Genomic DNA, 16,682 nt, shown 5'->3' on the forward strand with positions numbered 1-16,682 from the left:
TTTCCCAGTGCTGTTACCCGCATTTTTTCGACCGCTGCAATCCTCGTTTGCACTGATTATATTGTCCCGTTGCTCTGGCTTGTGCTGGCATTTGGCAGGGCTAATCTTCTGCTGTTTGATCCTGGCGAGCAACGGCTTTGCTGAAGGTTTTGCCGATGACCTTGAGAGCTATGATAAACAAATAAGCGAATCACTACTCAACGATGATAATTTACTCATTGTTGATATTTATCTCGGCAATTATAAAATTGCTGAAAACATTTTTATCTACTCCTCTCCCGAAGTCACCGTCATTCCACTGCAACCTCTATTTGACAGCATCGAATTTCCTATTGAGGTAGACCCAACCGCAGGCAAAGCTGTTGGCTGGTTTATTAGTGAAGACCAGCGCTTTGATTTAAATACCGCAGAGCATTCTGTCTTTATCAATGATCAACGGCAAACAATTAATCAACAGGCCATTATTGTCAGTGACGATCTGGATTTATATGTTGATGTACGCTTACTAAAAAAATGGCTACCGCTGGCTGTTGAGTTAGACACCGGCCGCTTGCGTTTAATTATCGACAGTGAACAACCGCTACCGTTAGAAGCGCAGTTAGCACGGGAAAAATTACGCGACCGCGCGCTGGGCATTACAAACTCAGAACCACTGCCGCAAATTGCCGATAACTATGACTGGCTGGGTGAACCCCTCGTCTACATCAACATGGGCTACCAAATTCAACATCGCGAACAACCAGCAGACGCACAGCAAACCGACGATGACGAATATTACACCGTACAAGCCAACGGCGATTTATTGGGCATGGAAGGCCGTTTCTCCATGACAAAAGCGCCCAATGACACTAGCCACCGGGAAATATTTACCCTTTACAAGCGCCCGCCAACTCAGGATGAGAGCCTACTAGCCGGGCTGAAATATATCGCCATAGGTGATATTTACGCAGTGTCGGATTCTTTGATTTTTGCTGGCGGCGAAGGTTTGGGCATCGATTTACAATTTGGCGCGGCAACCAGTGGTAGCGGTTTCGGCAAAAAACTCATCGAGGGCGAAGGTCCACCTGGCTGGGAAGTAGAACTTTATCGCAATGGTTCATTGCTGGCATTTCAAACCGTAGGCAGTGATGGCCGCTACCGTTTTACCGATGTGCCTGTGGAATATGGTGAGAATATTTTCGATCTACGTTTATTCGGTCCACAGGGACAAGAGCGATCGTCACGGCAAAGCATTAATGTTGGCAATGAAATGCTGGCAAAAGGCAAAACCACCGGACGCTTGAGTTTTACCAACCTTGGCGAGTCAGTGATTGACAAAGAACAACAAAATAGAGTCGATGAGTACGGCAATGTTATTGAAGTGCGCGCCGGATTGGATGATAAAAAAGTGTATGCTCAAGTAAAGCACGGCGTCAGCGATTGGTTGGCTGTCGCCATCGCCGCCGCCGAACATAAAAATGTGCTAGGTCTCGGCGAGGATAATCAATACACCGAACTGGGGTTTAGCGGCGCACTTCCCGGTGCATCGATTGAATTAAACCGGGTATGGCAAGCCGGCGCAGGACATGCTGATTTAATCAGCGGACAAACCCGAATAGGCGCTACAGCATTGTCTTTTTTGCATCAAAATTACACTGAATTTAGTAGCGATAGAAATCCCGGCGGCCTGATCGACGCGGAAACTGAAGTGCGACTTAGCGGCCAATTTACGCCTTTTACCAACGCTCCCGTCAATTACAACATCACCTTTAACAAAGACCAGTTCGAAAACGGTATCGACACAAATACCTGGGACAGCTTGCTCGGCTTTCAATTATTCAATGGCCGCCTGAGCATCAACTCAACCTACATTGATCTCGATGACAATAATAACAGCGACAATATTTTCGTCGGCCGCACCAGTTACACTCGGGTAGCGACCTCCAATATCAGTATCCGTGCCGACCTTAATTACCGGATCGAACCAGAATCAGAACTCACTTCAGCCGCAACCCGGTTAACCTGGTTTCCCAGCCAGCGTATTCGCGCGCAACTCGGCTTAAATAAAGATCTGACCCGCAACGGCACTGACTCGATGGATATCAGCGCCTCATACTTACTGGAACAAGTCACTTTTTCAGCCTCAGCGTTTTTCAACGAGCACGGCGATAATTCGGTTTTTTTAAGCGCTGAATTTTCCTTTGGCTATGAAGGTAATAGCCGCTGGACGGTGAGCGGGCAATCCCGTGGTCAGCACGGCCGGGTTAAAGCGCGCGTCTTTCATGACCTGGACCGCAACGGGATTTATTCCAGTGGTGATCAACCGCTGGCAGGCGTGGAATTTTTGGGACGCAACCGCTGGCAGGATAAAAAGACCGGCAGCGATGGTATTGTGTATCTGGATGGTTTAAGCACCGATGGCAATAGCGTGTTAGCCGTCAACCAAGATACCTTAGCCGACCCTTACTTAAAACCGCTGCTAAACAAGAGCCAAGTGCATTCTCATGCCGGCGGCGTTAACCCCATTGATGTTGCGGTAATCACTACCGTAGAAGCCGAGGGGAGTCTCTCCATATTACGCCAACAGAAACCGGCACCGCTGGCCGGCATTCCTATTACCCTAAAAAATAGGGAAGGCAAAACCGTCGCCACAACCCTCACTGAATTCGATGGTTTTTATGTGTTTGCCGGTTTAGCACCAGGGCATTATTGGCTCACCATTGACGAAGATGCGTTACAACGCTTTAACGTTCAGTTTCAAAATACCCTGAGCTTTCATGCTAGTGCGAGTGATGGTGTTACCTATATTGATGACATTGTCCTAAATACTGCTGGGCAGAAACCTGAATCACCTTAACCCAATTTAAACAGCGACAAAAAATTATTAATTTCTAATCACTACCTTTGCGATAATGGGTTGGCGTTGCACCAGTCCATTTTTTAAACGCACGACGAAAATTAGAAGAGTCGCTATACCCTAACTGTTCTGCAATTTGGTCCATATTGTAATCACTTTTGGCTAACAGCAAGCAAGCGCGCTGACAGCGCTGTTCGTCGAGCAAGACTTTGAATCCTACACCTTCTTCTTGCAAGCGCCGGTTCAGGGTACGCGGCGAAATGTTTAATCTCGAAGCCACAATATCCAGGCTGGCTTCAGGCAAATTATTCATCAACTTAATAATTCTTCGCGTCTGGTTAGTCACTGTTTGTGTAATGCCCTGTCGCAACAAAGCCGCTTCGCAATGACTAACCGCGCGCTGATGCACCACCGGATTCGAAGTAACAATTGGTAGTGCGACAACTGCTGTATCTACTGTCAGCGTAGATCTGAAACTGTCGAATTGAATATCGCAATTAAAATATTCACGGTATTTATCACCGTGTGCGGGTTCAGGATAATCAAAACATAATTGCTTAACCGGCAATGGCACACCGCACAACAGCTTGGTGCTCAAATTCCAACTAACCAACACCGCTTCAAGTACCATGGTTTTTACTTGCTGGGGGACATCATCATAACCGGTATCCACCGTGACAATAATGTCATCCATCACTCGCTGCCGGTCAATATCCAAATACATACCCGTCAAAGGATAGTAACGGCTCATTAGATCGAAGGCCAAACCCAGGGTCGGGGCAGTACTGACCGCCTGTCCAATTACACCAGCACTGGCCAGGTCCAAATGTTCACCAAATTCAAAGCCGATACTGGACAGCGAGGGCTTCTCTTCCAGCAACTTCAACAACAAAGCGACAAACCAGCGAGGATTTTGCCGTGATTTGAGCCGCTGCATCTGCTCATCATCACACAACTGCTCCACAGAGACACCATGAGCTCCAGCCAAATACAGCAAAATTTCACTGTATAACGGATGCAGGACAAGGCCATCCCAGGGTTGTTTATCGTTTGCAGGCATACCGTTTAAAGATCTCTGTCAGCAAGTCAGAACAGCTATACATTATTAACCAAGGCTGTAACTGACCGAATATTGGCAAGTATAGACCTTCCAAAAGTCATGGTGAAGCGTACATTACGCCATAATAATTATTCACGCGACTTATGGTCAGCGGAAACAAGCGTGTGCAAAAACACCAAAAAATAAAATACCGCTATCAAGGTATTGCTGATAACGCGCCAGCAAAAACTGCATAACACTAATAACAACATTACACCCAAGTCGGGCACAGATACATGAAATATTCTCACGCCAGGTTTTCATTACATGACGAAGTACTGAGCATTTTATATGTCACCATGCTGCAAACGGTGCTCAAAGAAGAAGGCTATTGCTTGCGCGGCTTTAACGGCTCCACGCAAAAACTTTTCAACCATCGCAAGCGCATAAGTCCAGCCGAATACCTAGCCATTCTTGAACAATCACTGCAACCTACAGCAGCCACCGGGCTGGGTTTTCAATATGGAAAACTGCTCAATTTGGCGGGCGCCGGCACCGTCGGCCAGTTATTAATGTCCTGCAACAACATCGAACAAGCGATTGAACATTTTATGGAGTTTTTCCCGTTGCTCTCACTTTCCATGCAGTTCAACCTGTCATGGAATGGCGACATATGCACTATCGAGGTCGATAGAATTTGTAAACAGGAAGTATCCAAACCCACCCAATGGTTATTAACCGAGTCGCTGTTTTATTGCTGGTTGCACCAAACACGGTTTATGACCGGCAAACCCCTACGCTATCATCGAGCCAGCTTTAAATATGCGAAACCACCTCACTGGAAGATGTATGAATCAATGTTTGGCTGCGAGGTAGAATTTGATGCCCCAAGCAATAGCATCAGTATCGACCGGGAGTTCTTTAAAAGTAAAATCACTACTGCCAATGAACCGGTACGCAATATCAAAGAGCGCCACTGCCGTGAGGTATTAGTACACTGGCAGTCGCGATTTTCTATTTGCGAGCAGATCAATACCACCTTGGCGAAAACCCTGCCCGATATTCCTTCATTGGAAGCTATGGCGCAACAATTAAATCTATCGAAAAGCAGTCTGTATAGAAAATTACGCGACAATGGCAACAACTACCAAACCATTGTCGATAAATTTCGTCGTTCTCAAGCCATCATGTACCTCAGTGACACTGAACTCACTATCTGTGAAATTGCAGAACAGCTTGGGTTTAGCGATGCCTCGAATTTTCGTCGCGCCTTCAAAAAATGGACAGGGTATAAACCCTCCGAACTGCGCGAAGGCAGTGTAGCGCTGCCTGTTTCAGCAAACCTGGTAACCGATTCAGCAGAATTCGCTAGATTAAAACCTGCGAAATAAGTTACTCGACACTTAACTCGACGAGCAGGGTAATCACCCATGCACGTCGCTATTTCTTGACTCTGTACTACTAACACAGTGCTTAAATATTTTTTACCGTATCGCCGCCAACCTAAACCAATACCTGATCCTAAACACTCAAACAACCACCTAATTTAGATCAACAATCACTACTAAAGACTATCATTCTACCGAGGTTCGGACAGTCCACAAACATCGGTCCTAAAAATTATATTTAAGCTGCAATGCCCAACTTCTGCCCTGATCATAAAAGGCATAGTAACTGGGCGCTGCAAATTGTGAGGTTGCCAACGGCACGTTATTGGCAAAACCTATAGTGGTTTCATCGGTAGCATTGCGTACTAATAATGCCGCGGTCCACTGCTCATCCAGATCGCTTAGTGCCAGGCGAATATTAAATTTTCCATAAGCAGGCTGTTTCATATTAGGGTCAAGATTTTCATTGGCAAAATACTCATCGGTAAATGAATAATCTATGCTGCCGTTAAATTGTAATACTCCAAATACTTCGCGGTTATAAGCCAACGATAACAAACCGGAATAATCCGCAACATAAATATTAGTCTCGCCTTTCATATCAGACAGGTACGCACGACTGTTGCTATCTATTTGCAAGCGACAGTTGCGCTGCAATGGCAACTGAAGATTATTCTGAATGATTAATTCGTCAGAGCCGATACAAGAGCCATTTTCATAATCCAAAAATTCAAAATCCAGCGTACCCACTGAAGCCATTAGCAGTAAGTTATCCGTTAACGCCACCCGCAACTCGGCCTCAACCCCTTGCGTTCTAGCCCTACCAGCATTGGTAACATTAAAACCGACACTGCCATCAAAGGTGCTGACTTGCAGACTATCAATTTCGGTATAAAAATACGCCATATTCAATTCGACTGAATCACTCAGGCGCATTTTTGCTCCCGCTTCATAGGCGGTGATTTCTTCATCATCAAATTCAAAGGTACCGGGACGTGAGACCGGTATCGAGGCATTATCAGGTTGTTTATTAGAAGAGGTAGGAGAGTTAGCCCGTACATCATAGCCACCCGCCTTAAAGCCTTCAGTCAACGATGTGTACAATAAAATGTCGTCACTCAAATCCCATTCAGCAATAACGTTATAAGACGTTTTGTAACGCTCTCTCTCCCCCTCTTCAGTGTGACGATAGGCACCAAAAACACTACCGAATAGAAAGTCCAGACTTTCCAGGCGCGAACCGCCACCCGGAGCCAGTGCTGAGCCAGCGTTATCATCCGGAAGACTGCCATCGGTATTAACAAAGTCCATTATCCGGGTAGCTTCCTTTTTATAATGCGAGCGACGCGCCCCCACCATCACTCTGAAATTATCCGCCAGATTCCAGGTAAGCTGACCAAAAATGGCCTGCTGCTCATTGTCCTGATCAAAACGTCGCGGCACATTGACACTGGCCAGATCCGGCGCCAATGCGGCCACCGATGCGATGCCAGCCACTACATCCTGAATCGCTGAACCGGTCTCGGGGATACGCAATTGATCGTCATAATCAAGCGTATCTTTTTGCAGATAAATACCGCCTATGAGATCGACAGTTTGTCCTCCAGGCGAGGTAAAACGCAATTCCAGACTTTGCTGCTGATAGTCTTCCATGGTGTTGTAATCGAACAAAAGGAGACCGCTAAAATCACAATCACAGACTTCGTCATATTCATAATCCAGATAACCATAAATCATCGACAGCTCATATTCAGCTGGCAGGGCGAAACGCGTAGTAAGCGTCACATTATTGGTGGTGTTGTCGCTGTAATCACCATTACTGTAGCGGCTACTTCCGTCTGGACTGAATACTAATGAATTGCCATCGGCAGCCAGGTAATCGGTATTGCCGAAAAAATTCTGATTATTATATATCTCTGCCAACGTCATATTGGCGGTCGGGCTTGGCACATTACCACCGGCAAAACTAAAACCAGAGGTACTACTACCAGCGCCAAATGAATTTTTGATACCACCTAACACTGCAATCTGTCGACCCTCAACATCAAAATTCGATCGCTCCAACTTCAGCGTGGAATCGATTGCATCACTAAACTCCACCTTAAAGGAGGCACGCAAGGTTTCAAAATCCCGCTGCGGCTCATCCCGATCTAAACTTTCGTTATATAAATAGCCGTCGAGATCAAATTTACGGTAGGCGACTCGGGCGCTGATATTATCAGTCAGTGCACCGCCGGCAATCAAAGTAAACTCTGTCTCGCCGTATTCCGGAGAATAAAGTGCCGATACACTGGCTTCACTTTCCTGGCTAGGCGCAACGGTATTAAGCGATAACGCGCCGCCAATACTATTATTACCAAATAACGTCACCTGTGGACCACGCAATACTTCAATACGGTCCATATCAAAAAAAGGTGAGCGCGTTAGCTGCGCGCGACCATAGTAAATACCATCAACATAAGTCCCTACCGACTGTTCAAAACCCTGATTAATCCCTGAACCAATACCACGAACAAATAACTGGGTACCAATACCGGTTTCCGATAACGTTAAATTGGGAATGTACACGGATAATTCTTCAACGCGGGAAATACCCTGATCAGACAGTTTTTCGCCGGTGACTACAGATACCGACACCGATACATCCTGCAGGCTTTCGGCGCGCTTTTGCGCGGTCACTATCACTTCTTCTAATTGCGCACTGCTCTGCTGCGCCAGTAATACCAGCATCAACGCTGATACGACCGGAACTATTTTTTGTACTGTCATTTTTTACCCGCCTAAAAATTATTCTGTAGCAGAAATTTCGAATATTTATCGGTGATTAATGTTCTGAATTTCAATGTTATTTTTATGTGATCAACAACGATAGCCAATACTGGCCAGCTGCAATTACTCAGTGATACCAAGCTCAAATTGATCGAAAATAATCTTAACGGCTATCCAGCCAGCCGCATATATCCATTAAATTCAGAGTCATTTAAGCTGACATTTAATGACACCCGTCATTTTAGACGCAGGTTAATAAGTGCCAATTTCGTCGAATATGGCGATGCCTGACCTTTAACCCGCAACTCGCGTTAGGTAAATTAATTAGCAACAAGAATGATAATAAATGACTTGCACAGCGCGTTAGCACGCATGCTGTACGCACAGATATGGTCACCAGTTTCAGCTTGAAACCGATACTTCCCGACTCAACCTATTTTCCAGAGCCTAATTTTTTGAGGTTAGCAGCATGATAAAAAATAAAGATTTAATTCACTCCCGAGCCACTCGCCTCCAAACAACAACAGCATCGCACTGCGCCACCACGCTACTGCTAATGTCTTTATTAGTAGCTGGCTGCAGCAGCGAATCACCATCAGTCGAGGATGGATTTGATCCGCTACCCAACGCCACTCCGAGCGCACCGGAACCCGGCCCAGAACCTGAAACCGATCCTGAAACTGACCCTGAAACCGATCCCGAGCCCGAACCTGATCCAGCACCCACAATCAGCACCGGTGTTTTTATTGACGCGGCGGTAGCTAATATCGCTTTTACGACTGAAACCCAATCAGGCTTCACCACAGCTAGCGGTGAATTCAGTTATATTGAGGGAGAATCGGTAGTCTTTTCAATTGGCGGCATTAACTTTACCAGCACCACAGCCAAAGCCGTGGTCACACCTCTGGATATTGCCGGTGCTACCGCCATCGCCAACAACACCGTACTCAATATTTCCCGGTTACTACTCAGCCTGGATAGTGACGGCGATGCCAGCAACGGCATTCAAATCAGCGACGATGCTCACTTGCAAGCACAATCACTTACACTCGATTTTAGTAGCCTCACATTTGCCACTGACGCCGCCAACCTGGTTGCCAATAGCGGATCGGTGACCACCACCTTGGTTAGCGCAGCTGACGCGGAAGCGCACTTACGAGAATCGTTAGGCATTGCGCCCATGGCTACCATCGGTACCGACATCACCCTCAAACCCACCGCGGTATCAGTGCAACTGGATGGCAGTGCAAGTTCCGACCCGCTTGATAATCCACTGATTTACAGTTGGATCATTGTGTCGCAACCCAGTTGCAGCGTTTTTAATTGTACGCCGGCAACATTACTTAATCCGACAACGGCGCAACCCACTCTGGATAGTATCCGCGAACCCGGTGACTATGTCGTAGAGATGACCGTGAACAATCGCCCGGATGGCACTGGCGATAGCGACACAGCTCAAATAACCGCTACTCTGCCGCCGTTTATTTTAACCGGCACTATCACTGCGGCTACTGGTGCACTGGCTTCACTCACCCCCGTCGGCACCCCCTTCTCCGGTGAATTTGATTTAGCTGAAGGCGATTTATATTCCGCACAAGTACTCCTTAGCGGCTTCTGTTTTGCGACTGACGTCGTTGGACTGCCACCGGCAAGCCCAACCTGTCCGGTCACCAAAACCGCAGTACCGATTTATGCCAATGGCAACAGTAATTACACCGGCGCAGTCAACCCCGCCGGTACTGATTTTACTCAAGCGGGTACCACTTTCGATGGTGATCAAGGGGTACTGGCACTACTGGCTTATTCACCGTCTTTTGGTGTGAATATCATTATCAATATTACGTTTAATGACGATGGTACTGGGTCGTTGACGGCGGATGCCGGGTTTCTTGGTACGGCTACTGGTGATTTGATGTGGTAGGTGGTTGGTGTTTTTAGCTGCTTGTCATTCCCGGCTTTCGCGCATTGCTGTCCGGGATAAAATGTCATTTGTAGCATTTGAGCTTATCAATACAAGGCCAACTCTATGAAATGCAAAGTTGAAACTTGATTTCCAGGTCGTCATCCTACGCGCAGGCGTGGGATCCAGAGCTACGGAGTGATTGTTTCTTTACTAGTATGGGAGTTTAATTTTTAGTGTTGATTACTTGGATAGTTTGCCGGGGGTTGCCCGGCGGCAAGTCACTTCTTTTGTCTAAAAGAAGTGAGCAAGAAAAGTGATTCCCCGGTCAGTCGCCCCCTTCGGGGTACAGTTAATAATAAAATCAAAGGACTTGATATCTACTTTATCGGGGGAGGTTCAGTCACGCCTACCAGGCCTTATATGTTTTTATTAGCATGTAGGGCCTCTACATAGTATTCAATTGGTTTATTAGGAGCCATAAAATCTATGATTGCAAAAGGTAGAAGGAGTATATGGCTATAATGTTTTTCATTAACTGAATAGGTTTGCGAATTATGGAGCTCCCCATTTTTATATAAGTCAAATATGTATATGAAGAGGTCTTTATTTTCTCCCCAGGTTGGGATGAGACCTAAGCTCAGCGCACTAATAAAAGCATCGCCACCTGCTCCTCTGTGCCAATACTTAATACCTATATCAAGGTGATAATTGATCTTAGCTTGGGTTGTGATTTTTGGGATGGAGTCTAGCTTTACGCTATGACCTAGGGATTCTTTAGTTTTTTCAAGGATCTCATTCCTATTCCATACTTTTGTATTTTCACTAATACTAATTGAATAAGAATGTATTTTTTGGGAGATTCCTCGGTGGCTTGTTCCACTACTGGCTCTAGCTGATAGGTAGTGCAGCCAGAGACAGCCAGAATCAATATAAAAAAATAACCTTTAAAACTCATAAAAAGCTTCCATACATATCGCCGTGCTCATTCGCCGGAGGCTGCAGGCGCCTTTTGTGCGGCTTTATTGCACAAAAGGTGACTGTGGCCGGAGGTCGAATGCAGCCCCTTGTTATGAGTTTTACCTTCTATTAGCGGATATAGTCCTACTAACGTAACAATGCAGCCAGCCACAAAACAAAGACCTGCAGCCGCTTTAAATTTTCTATAAAACCACGTTAAACGATCAAATTTCTTGTCTCGGATTTTTTCGAAAATTGACAATTTCGCGCCATTTTTGAAAAAAGACCCTGAAGCAGAAAAGCGTCTTTCGGAGTCTCTAACTGCGTTATATTCACCGATAAATTTCATTGCCACTAGAGAAAGTATACCCATAACGAATATACCTGATCCTATTAGCTGCATAATTGTAGGATTATCAGACGATGTAATATATCCAATTGTAATTGTGGCAGCGCCAGAATTTGTAAGCCAAAGAGACTTATCAAAATCATCAATTGCTTTAGTCTGAAGATCTCTAGCTTTGTTATATTCAGCCCAGAGTAGCTCACTTACTTCTTTAAGTTCTCCGGCTTTGTGTAAATCTTCTGCAGTTCTACTTTCATCGCTCATTGTGCATATTCTCGATACTCACAACGCCAAGCTCACCGGAATATTTTACGGAGAGCGTTTTTGTGAAAAAATGCAGCGCAGCGGAATGCACAAAAACGAGCGTAGTAAAATGTTTCCGTGTGCAGCTTTTTGTTAGGTTTTTTCCCGTTAAAACAGTGAATCTTGAAGACTTGATTTATAGCCATGATTTGTATCGACTGCCTTAGGCCAATTTGACCTGAGTAAATTATCCAAGTCATTTGGGATTTTCTCCCAAATATTGACGTTATCATAGATGTAGACCTTCGCCATTAGAGGTAGTGGGGAGTGCGGCTCGCCCCCCTCAAATGACCACACTCGCTTGTCAAAATTTACCCACAAACCCTTCTTGGAGCATGCCGAAACATATAACATAGATAAGGTTTCCGATTCCCTACTTGAATCAAAGTAATCTAGCTCATTATCTTTTGCCAGCTGCGCAAGAATTCCCTTAAGTTTTGGCCATTGGTCTTTCTGAATATCAATAACGGCGGAATAAGCAGGGCTTTTACCTACTAACTTTTCACTCCATTCGCCACCATAGCAAGAATCTACATAGCCTTTTGGCGGCTCGTTCCCGGAATCGCAACCGACGATGCTGAACATAATTACGATGATAAATAGGGCTCGATTCATGGTAAACCTAACGCTAATTATATAGACCAGTCGGCATAAGTTACTTCAACCCGACCAGTCGGTATATGTTGTCAAAAGGGATAAATTACAGAATGGTCAGTATAAATATCCTAACGTGCTATTGTCATTCTTCCCTAACGCATTGTTTTTGTTATGAAACGGATAATACTCACAATCAGGCATAGATCAAGAGACAATGTGATCTGATGGCCAATAAGGTTTAAATATCCCCTAGTGAATCGCAAAGCGATTCATGCCCTTGACTTTAATTCCCCTAAAAGGAGGCGAGCAACGGAGGAAATTTGCGGCCCTTAGAGCGACCGAATGTTTGAGTCTTTTTTGATTGAGTATCAAAAAAGGCGAGTTCGGATCGCGTGCCGCAAATTTCTGAGTAGCGCAGTGTACCCGCAGGGGCGACTGACCGGGGAATCACTTTTCTTGGTTACTTCTTTTAGACAAAAGAAGTGACTTGCCGCCGGGCAACCCCCGGCAAACTATCCAAGAAATTTAAACTTAACAATTAAACTCAGATATAAACTGAAAATATCCACTCCACGGATCTCAATTACTCGCCTCGCTCAGCGACCCGCCATGCAAAAAAAATGGTCCTCCCGTTTCACCGAAGAGAACCATTTGATCAAACCCCAAGAAAGCTGAGGCTTATGAGTTGAGACCTAAACAACAAAGCCCAACGTTTATGCTACCGTCGAACGACGACGACCAACACCGGCCAAACCAACAACCGCCGAGCCAAACAACCAGGCTGCTGCAGGTACAGGTACTTCAGAAGGGGCATTCCAGGTCAATGAACCAGTAGCGCCACCAAGGAAGCCAGCATTGGTAGTTAAGGTGCCAGTGCCATCTGAGTTAAACAACATATCAATAGCGATATTGACGCCAAATGATGGTGAGTAAGCCAGAATGGCTAACAAACCAGAAGTGCCGTCAAAAGTGGTACCCGCTTGATCAAACACGGTTCCTGGAGGATTTACCGCACCGGTATAAACCGTTTCGCCTTGAGCAAAAATCGGAACAGCGGATTTAGTCACTGGACAGGTTGCACTTGAGGGCGGCTGGCCTGCGGCGTCAGTGTTAAAACAAAAACCTGACAATAGCACCATGGCTGAGTTTAGCTGCGTGTCAAAATCAAAATCACCAGTAAAAGGAGTGCCAGCGGGTGCGAGTGAAGCTAACGCGCCTGAGGCAGAATCAATTTGACCGGAAACGGTAACCGTTGCAGAGTGAGCAACAGCCGCCAAAGAAGAGAATGCCAATGCAGCGACAAATTTGGAAAGGGATTTTTTTATCATTTTTAAAACTCCATTATTATTAACAGGGGAGCAATAATAGTATGATGCAAAAAAAATCCGATAAAGGTCGCTAAGTTTCTAGTTAACGGGTTTTGATAATATTTGACCTGCCCCAAAAATACACATCACAGTTACTTGATAAAAACTGGGAATTGTTTTCAAAAAGTTCAATTTTTCGAAAGATGACACGAAATGACCTTTACAATTTCGAATACCGCCACCGGATTCATACTTATTTGCAATGCCAATAAACGAGATCAATAGTTTACCAGCCTTTAACCGATTAAATCAGGTAAACAATTAAAGACTCGATGAATAAAAATCGATATTTTAAAAGCAAATAACATGGCGCCAACAGATCAGATAACATTTTTCAATCAACCTTTGCCATTAATTTTTCTTTCAACACGTCGACACCGGGCTTATTGCCAAGAATTTCTTGCGCGGTCAATCCCACTAACTCGTGGGGAAACACCAACCAATCATCCGTTTCATGAACAAAATAATCGGGTACCTTACCCACTTTATTATTCGCGGGCTTGTAATAAGGGGTAGCGAGACGCACCATTGGCATACGGTCCTGGCAGGCGATTGTTAAATCCTGCACAATTTGTTGCAGGCTTAAGCCACTGTCGTGCACATCATCAACCAGCAAAATACGGCTAGCGGCATTTACACGGTTTATCACATAGTCCAAACCATACACTTCCACCAAACTGCCGCGCTGTTCTATGCCTTTATATAAAGAGGTCCGCACTGCAATATGGTCACTGGTAATATCAAAGTAGGCTAACAATTCTTGTACTGCGATACCTACTGGCGTGCCACCGCGCCAAACACCGATAATAAAATCGGGGACATAAGCATCCTCAAGTACTTGTAACCCTAAGGCAAAGGAATCGTCCAGCAACTGTTGGGCACTAATGTATTGCTTGTTTGACACGTTTTTATCCCACTGCAATTGAAAGAAAAGTCATCGCCAAGCGTCGCGACAAGGGCAAACATGGTACCGAATTGCTCAGGCTATGTATAATTGCAGCAGCGTTAATGGCAAAGTCACCACCCGGCAAAACCGCAACCGCATAGGACTCCACATGGCAACCGCGCATAGAGCAAGCATTCTGCATTTTCTTGCTGACCCTGATCAAGTTGCAGCGGCAGACGTTTATCAATATTTTGCCGATGGTCTGCTGCTGATTGACGAGGGCAAAGTCAGCGCCTTAGGCCAGGCAACTGATTTACTGCCTACACTGGCTGCCGATATTGAATTAATAGAACACCCTAACAGTCTATTGCTACCCGGTTTTGTCGACACCCACATCCACTACCCACAAACAGAAATGATTGCCTCCTATGGTGAAAGCTTACTGCCATGGTTAAATAAATATACGTTCCCAACCGAAGCGCAGTTTGCCGACGAAGACTATGCCGGCACCATTGCCGAATTATTTTTAACTGAGTTATTACGCGCCGGCACCACCACGGCGCTGGTATTTGGGACGGTACACAAGCAATCTATCGACGCCTTTTTTACCGCCTGCAGTAGCAAGAATTTACGTATGATTGCCGGTAAGGCAATGATGGATCGCAATGCGCCGGACAATCTACTGGATACTGCCGAATCCTCCTACCACGACAGCAAAGCACTGATTGAAAAATGGCATAAACACGGACGTTTGCAATATGCCGTAACGCCACGCTTTGCGGGTACCTCTACCGAACAACAATTAGCTAAAGCCGGTCAATTGCTAACGGAATTTCCCGATGTCTATCTACAGAGTCATATCGCGGAAAATGTCGATGAAGTGGCCTGGATTGAATCCCTCTTTCCGCAGCGAAAAAACTATCTGGATTGTTACGATCACGCCGGTTTATTAGGTCGCCGCAGCATCTTGGCCCACGGCATTCATCTTAAAGATGAAGAATGGCAACGCCTTGCCGCCAGCGAAACCGGCATAGCCTTTTGCCCCAGTTCCAATTTATTTCTGGGCAGCGGTTTATTTCCACTGAGCACCGCAACCAAACATAAAGTTAATGTCGGGCTAGGCACTGACATTGGTGCTGGCACCAGCTTTTCGCTACTGCAAACACTTAATGATGCTTACAAAGTCTTACAGCTGCGCGGTGAAACCTTATCGCCGTTAAAAAGTTTTTACCTGGCTACCTTAGGTGGTGCCACTACACTGGACTTGCAGGATGTGATTGGCAATTTTGGCATCGGCAAAGAAGCAGACTTTGTAGTCATTGATAAAAGCTGCACCCCGTTTATCGATTATCGGCTACGCCAGTGTCAGGATTTATTTGAACAGCTATTTGTGCTCAGCATGCTGGGAGATGACCGGGCCATTGCCCAAACCTGGGCAGCTGGCGTATTGGTGCATCAGCGCCAGCCTTAAGGACCGGCATCAACCCCAAAATAATGCCGATAAACCCGCTATAAATGCTTATAATAAGCCCCCTATTATTTAAACCAACGATATAAACCCACCCTATCAACCAATAAGGCACAGCAACACGATGAAAGTGGTAGTGATTTACTCAGGCGGCATGGACTCTTTTACCATACTGAATAAAGCCGTGGCCGCCGGCCATGAGGTGCTGGCAGTCTCCTTTAATTATGGTCAGCGCCATAACAAAGAACTGGCCTTTGCCGAGCGGGTCTGTACCGAGTTAAACATCCCCATAACATCGTCGACATTACCGCCATGCAAAGTCTGATGTCGAATTCTTCACTGATGGCTGCGAGTCAGCAAGATATTCCTGAAGGGCACTATGCAGCGGATAATATGAAATCCACTATGGTGCCCAATCGCAACATGATTTTAATTTCACTGGCGATTGCCTACGCAGTGAATGAAAACGCCAGCGAAGTCTGGTACGGCGCACACTCCGGCGACCACACGATTTATCCCGATTGTCGTCCCGAATTTGTAGAAGCCATGGGCAAGGCCTCGCTACTGGCAAACTACGACCCCATCGCAGTGGTGGCACCCTATCTCAACGGCGATAAAATCGAAATTTTACGCGACGGGCTGGCGATGGGATTGGACTACGGTAAAACCTGGACCTGTTATAACGGCCGCGAACTCGCTTGCGGCAAGTGTGGCTCCTGTGTCGAGCGCCTGGAAGCGTTTACTCTCAACAATGCTACTGACCCGTTAGTATACGAATAACGGCTATACGAATAACGGCTATACGAATAACATTCCCATTTCT

At 45.8% G+C, this 16,682-nt stretch carries 10 protein-coding genes and 1 pseudogene; 5 read left to right on the plus strand and 6 right to left on the minus strand.

Annotated elements, in window-relative coordinates:
- The first annotated feature begins 7 nt into the window (after positions 1-7).
- Entirely contained in the window at positions 8-2,836 is a 2,829-nt protein-coding gene (locus UNITIG_RS20085) for a collagen binding domain-containing protein (protein ID WP_101760122.1), read from the plus strand.
- Between the two features lie 34 nt (positions 2,837-2,870).
- Here the strand turns inward: UNITIG_RS20085 and UNITIG_RS20090 are convergent, their stop codons facing one another.
- The gene (locus UNITIG_RS20090; protein ID WP_101760123.1) at positions 2,871-3,896 is read right to left on the minus strand and encodes an AraC family transcriptional regulator; all 1,026 of its coding nucleotides are present in this window, start codon (positions 3,894-3,896) and stop codon (positions 2,871-2,873) included.
- 275 nt (positions 3,897-4,171) lie between these two features.
- On the opposite strand from UNITIG_RS20090, the gene UNITIG_RS20095 reads away from it, so the two are divergent.
- Complete coding sequence (locus UNITIG_RS20095) at positions 4,172-5,266, plus strand: AraC family transcriptional regulator (RefSeq protein WP_101760124.1); 1,095 nt, start codon at positions 4,172-4,174, stop codon at positions 5,264-5,266.
- 222 nt (positions 5,267-5,488) lie between these two features.
- Here the strand turns inward: UNITIG_RS20095 and UNITIG_RS20100 are convergent, their stop codons facing one another.
- On the minus strand, positions 5,489-8,032 hold the full coding sequence (locus tag UNITIG_RS20100) for a TonB-dependent receptor (protein ID WP_101760125.1): 2,544 nt from the start codon (positions 8,030-8,032) through the stop codon (positions 5,489-5,491).
- A gap of 469 nt (positions 8,033-8,501) precedes the next feature.
- Here UNITIG_RS20100 and UNITIG_RS20110 point away from each other — a divergent pair, with 469 nt between their 5' ends.
- On the plus strand, positions 8,502-9,953 hold the full coding sequence (locus tag UNITIG_RS20110) for a hypothetical protein (protein WP_159931240.1): 1,452 nt from the start codon (positions 8,502-8,504) through the stop codon (positions 9,951-9,953).
- A 964-nt stretch (positions 9,954-10,917) separates the two neighbouring features.
- Here UNITIG_RS20110 and UNITIG_RS20120 read toward each other — a convergent pair.
- The 4 genes from UNITIG_RS20120 to UNITIG_RS20140 all read right to left on the minus strand — a co-directional run bounded on the left by UNITIG_RS20120 (position 10,918) and on the right by UNITIG_RS20140 (position 14,409).
- Positions 10,918-11,502 (minus strand): hypothetical protein, encoded by a 585-nt coding sequence (locus UNITIG_RS20120; RefSeq protein ID WP_101760128.1) that lies wholly within the window; start codon positions 11,500-11,502, stop codon positions 10,918-10,920.
- Between the two features lie 147 nt (positions 11,503-11,649).
- Entirely contained in the window at positions 11,650-12,156 is a 507-nt protein-coding gene (locus UNITIG_RS20125; RefSeq protein ID WP_101760129.1) for a hypothetical protein, read from the minus strand.
- Positions 12,157-12,851: 695 nt separating this feature from the next.
- Positions 12,852-13,466, minus strand: a complete 615-nt coding sequence (locus UNITIG_RS23770) for a VPLPA-CTERM sorting domain-containing protein (RefSeq protein WP_101760130.1) — start codon at positions 13,464-13,466, stop codon at positions 12,852-12,854.
- Between the two features lie 373 nt (positions 13,467-13,839).
- Positions 13,840-14,409 carry a phosphoribosyltransferase gene (locus tag UNITIG_RS20140; RefSeq protein WP_101760132.1) on the minus strand — a complete coding sequence of 190 codons (570 nt, stop codon included), beginning with the start codon at positions 14,407-14,409 and terminating at the stop codon, positions 13,840-13,842.
- A gap of 151 nt (positions 14,410-14,560) precedes the next feature.
- On the opposite strand from UNITIG_RS20140, the gene guaD reads away from it, so the two are divergent.
- A complete protein-coding gene (gene guaD, locus UNITIG_RS20145; RefSeq protein WP_101760133.1) occupies positions 14,561-15,862 on the plus strand; it encodes a guanine deaminase in 1,302 nt (433 codons plus the stop codon).
- Between the two features lie 151 nt (positions 15,863-16,013).
- Positions 16,014-16,639 (plus strand): annotated as a pseudogene (queC, locus tag UNITIG_RS20150) (7-cyano-7-deazaguanine synthase QueC).
- The last annotated feature ends 43 nt before the right edge of the window (positions 16,640-16,682 follow it).

It is taken from the genome of Oceanicoccus sp. KOV_DT_Chl (genome assembly GCF_900120175.1).
Taxonomy (GTDB): Bacteria; Pseudomonadota; Gammaproteobacteria; order Pseudomonadales; family Dasaniaceae; genus Oceanicoccus.